This is a genomic window from Phocaeicola sp. RTP21198st1_B8_RTP21198_201120, assembly GCF_040929485.1.
Classification (GTDB): domain Bacteria; phylum Bacteroidota; class Bacteroidia; order Bacteroidales; family Bacteroidaceae; genus Phocaeicola; species Phocaeicola dorei.
Genome location: NZ_JBCOCI010000131.1, coordinates 1 through 4,557 on the forward strand (window position 1 = coordinate 1; position 4,557 = coordinate 4,557).

The 4,557-nt window shown below is 52.7% G+C and carries 1 protein-coding gene and 1 pseudogene; both read right to left on the reverse strand.

The window, feature by feature from the left end; all coding sequences use genetic code 11:
- Positions 1-834 (reverse strand): reverse transcriptase N-terminal domain-containing protein (locus tag AB5935_RS23005; RefSeq protein WP_368327600.1); only part of this gene is annotated, 834 nt, incomplete at its 3' end.
- 677 nt (positions 835-1,511) lie between these two features.
- Positions 1,512-4,557: pseudogene (locus AB5935_RS23010) on the reverse strand (DNA methylase); the annotation flags it as partial.

Genomic DNA, 4,557 nt, shown 5'->3' on the forward strand with positions numbered 1-4,557 from the left:
TAAGAGACAGACCAGATTTACCATTGGGGAGTAATGTTTCCCTTTTATGGTTCTTCTTTTGTATCTATCTGCGAGAACCTTTTGCAATCCGTCCAATGTCATATTGGCAAGCGTGGGAGAGATTATACCACCTTGCGGTGTCCCTTCCTCGGTCGGGAACATCTGTTTGTTGAAGATATAGCCGCATTTCAGCCATTTATGAAGCATTGCCTTATCCATTGGGATGTTGGCAAGCAACCATTCATGGCTGATATGGTCGAAGCATCCCTTTATATCACCCTCCAAAATCCATTCAGGAGAATAGCCTTTTCGGAGAATGTTATGACATTGCATTACTGCGTCCATACAGCGGCGTTCCTTGCGGAAACCGTATGAACGTGTGTCGGCTGTAGTTTCCGACACGGGTTCCAGTGCCATAAGATAGAGTGCTTGCATGGCTCTGTCTTTCATTGTCGGTATTCCCAACGGTCGCAGTTTGCCATTACTCTTCTTGATGTGGACTCTTCTCAACGGCTTCGGCTGGTAGCCTCTGCGTTTGAGTTCACTTATCGCTTGTGTTTTGGCTTCGGGTTTATCCCATGTTTCCATGTCAACCCCTGGGGTGTTTCCACCTCCGTTAGAAGTAACTCTCTTTACGGCTAAGGCTTTTGCGTAAAAAGAGTGGGTCAGCGTCCACTGCAAGGCTTTCACCTTATTGTATCTGCCTCCCTTCTGAGCCTTTACAATACGCGCTTGTAGCTTTCTGACAGCCAACTCTGCTTTAGTCCAGTCTATGCTGTCCCAAAGTGTTTGTTGCTTGCCGGCAGGCGCACACGATGTTCTGTTTTCGTTCATTTGCTTTCCTCCTTTTGAAAGTTCTAAAAGTTAATTGTAAAGAATCACCATTTGATAACATTCGGCTTGTTTGCCTACCGAATGTCACCACAGAAGTCTGCCCACTTTCGTGTCGGATGATGTCACCAACATCAGCCCGTGATGTTAGTTCAATCCGTATCCGTTCCATTACAGAACGGCATTCGCTTTTTCTGTTATCTTATACCTGCACATCATTCGGCTTTCATTGCTGTCAGCTTACCTGCCATTTTTACATGACAGGAGATATACAGGCTTACCATGTTCCACATAGATAACTAACGGATAGGTTAGGTTCTGTCTCATCCTCCGGCGGTGCTTATATCCGTGTAATCCTACCATGGAGAGGATTAACCGACCGCTTCCCTTTTGGGCGGAGTGTACCAGTATCTTACACTCATTCGTGACATTACGAAGTTTACTAACAGTTCGCTTGCGCTAACCATACTATCCAGCCTCGCCACTCTACGGTATGATACTAACCATACTTGACTTCCCCTCACGGTTCTGTCTTGTCTTGCGAAAGTGTACTTTGTCCCAACCGCTTAATACAACTATTAAGGTGCATCGGTGGTAGGCTACCGCTGACGGAACAGCGGGTTAAAGCTGATACTCGTAAGTATCATTCCAACAATTATCTATGCGACTTCATGTCGCACCCAAGGCGTATCCAAATGATGGATGGCGACACACCTTTTTTGCGCATTCACGCCCGTTCCGAGCATGGAGGTGGAACCGAACAGCACGCGCACCGTTCCGGCGTTCATGGCGTCTATCACCGCCTTGCGCGCCTTGTCGGTCTTGCACTCCTGAATGAAGCGCACCTCGCTTGCCGGTATGCCGTAGTCCTCCGTCAGCTTCCGCTTTATCTCACTGTACACGTTCCACCCGTCGCCCGGCTGGTACGTCCCCAGATCCGAGAACACGAACTGCGTGCCTTTCTGCGCGTCGTATTTATGGTAATACTCCGCAATCGTCTTGGCACAGTGGGAAGCCTTGTTGTCGGGGTGGTCTTCGTAGTTCGGGTCTATCATGCGCATATCGAGAGCCATCTTCCGTGCGTAATCGGTGGCGATCAGCATCTTTGCCTTCTCTTCCGTTTCCGACAGGGGCGGTCTACCGAGCAGCGTGGCGTCGCCCGTCTTGGCGAACTGCATCAGTTTTTGAATGAAGTCCTCCTGCTCCGGCGTGGGCGGTATATGGTGCAGTATCTCGTTCTTGTGCGGACGATCCACACCCACATCCTCTGCCGTGCGGTAGTCGGTTATCTCGTTGTAGAAGGCGGCAAGCTCCGGCACTTTGATGAAGTAGCGGAAACGCTCCTTCTGCACCACGTTGTTCGTCACGTTGAACTCGAAATCGGTCGTCTTCTTGGCGAAGATAGCCGCCCATGCGTCAAAGCACCGGATATCCTGCCGTTCCAGTTCCTTCGGGCGCAGGTACTTGAAGAGCAGGTACAGTTCCGTCAGCGAGTTGCTGATGGTCGTGCCGGATAGGAACGTCGCCCCCAAGTCCTTACCCGTGCGCTCTTGTATGGTGCGGATGGCAAAAAGCATATTCAGGGCTTTCTGGCTTCCTTCCGAGTTGCCCAAACCAGCCACACGGTCATGCCGCGTGTTGAAAGTCAAGTTCTTAAATTGATGCGATTCGTCAATAAAAATATGGTCGATGCCCATCTGCTTGAAGTCCACCACGTCGTCCGTGCGCGACTTGATGGCGTGTTCCACCTTCTCCAGCTTCGCTTCAAGGTTGTGCTTGCGCTTTTCCAGACCTTTCAGCATCGCCCTCGATACGTTCTTGCCCTGCTGCCGCAAGACTTCGAGGTTTTCCTCCACCGTGTCAAGCTCCGCTTGCAGGATGCGCTGCTGCAACTCCGGCGACTGCGGAATCTTGCCGAACTGGTCGTGCGACATGATGACGCAATCATAGTCGTTGTTCTTGATGTTGTTGAAGAAACGCACGCGGTTGGCGGTCGAAAAGTCCTTCTCCGAGGCATAGAGAATCCGCGCGTTCGGGTATGCCGCCTGATAGGTGGCGGCAATCTCCGCGACATTGGCTTTCAGCCCGATAATCATCGGTTTGTGCGCCAAGTTCAGACGCTTCATCTCATGCGCTGCAATGCACATTATCAGCGTCTTGCCTGTACCGACTTCGTGGTCGCAGATGCCACCGCCGTTCTGTTTGAGCATCCAGACGCAATCCATCTGCGACGGATAGACGCTCTTGATACCCCTGCTTGCCAGCCCTTTGAGGTTGAGGTCCGGAAAGGTCTGGTGTGAGCCGTCATATTTCGGGCGCACGAAACAGTTGAACTTGCGGTTGTACATCGTCGTCAGCCGTTCCTTGAACTGCGGCGACTGCTCTTCCAGCCATTCCGAGAACCCGTTACGGATTTCGTCAATCTTGGCGTTGGCGAGCTGTATGCCCTCGCTGTCGCGTACCTTGATGTCGTTTCCGTGTTCATCCTTTCCTATGGACTTCATCATATCCGGGCAGGTGTTATGCAGGGCGTGTTTCAACAGGTGCATGCCGTCATAGTTCCGGTAATAGCCCTTCACTAAAAACTCGTCCGTGATTTTCATGGTGCGGTAGCCGCACGCCACCGAAAATTCGTCCATGCTTGCGGAGTAGGCGATTTTCACGTCCGTGTCAAAAAGACGGCTCATGTAGGCGGCATATACGCCCGTCGGAATCCAGCGTTCCCCGAAATTGAAGTCGAGGTCTTCAAAAGCGATGCGCGGCGGCTCGGCTTCTTTCAGAGCCTCCAACGCCTGCTTCACTTCCGGCATACGCCCGTTTTCGGGGTTGTCGCCCATCCATGCCTCGATGCGTTCCGCCTTCTCTATCACGTTCCCGGCGATGAACCTGTCCTTTATCTCGTAACCGGTTACGAGCGGGTTGTAGAAGATGCGTCCTTTGAGGGCGTCAAGCAATCCCTCCTCCGTACTGTCGGTTATCTCCCGCATATAGTCGAGATTGACCGTGCCGAACTTGTTGAGCGATGCGGAGAGTGCCTCTTCGGGAGAGCTTACGTTGGCATGGCTCTCTACCGAGAAGGAAACGGGACGCTCGAAAATGTCCGCCTTGACGAACCTGCCGTCCTCCGCACGTTCCAGCGAAAGGATGTCGCGTCCTCCTGCATCCATCACCACCAGTTTCACGTTCTGCTTGGCGTTGAGGTTGCCGTAGCGCATGACAAACTCGTCATAGCAGGTGTTCAGATGCTCACGCCACTGCGGGTTTTCCTCGCGCCTGTTCGATTCATAACGGTACAGACGCTCGTATGCGTCACGGAGCGACACATACAGCAACGCCTTCTCTTTCTGATAGCCTGTCAGTCCAAGCGGCTGGAATGTCGCGCCGTAAGGCGTGATGTCTTTCAGATAACCGATGTTACGACGCCCACTGTCAGCCACTAACGAGCCTTCACGCAAGTGCATTTCCGGCGTGCGGTGGTAGGGACGCGGCGACAGGTCGGGAGCTTCCTCTTTCGGTTTTTCCGCTTCCATTTCGGGAAAAAGGGAGGTTGCAGCCGCTTCCGTTGCGGGAGCGACAGGAATGGCGGCAACTTCCGGCTGTGTTTCGGGTTGCCGTGTTTCCTGCTCCGGCGCGGCTTTCACGTCCGGGACATGCTGCCGTTTCTCCTGATGCTGTGCCGCCAGCCTGCGAAGTTCCTTGCGTCGCTCCGGCGTGAGGTCCATCATC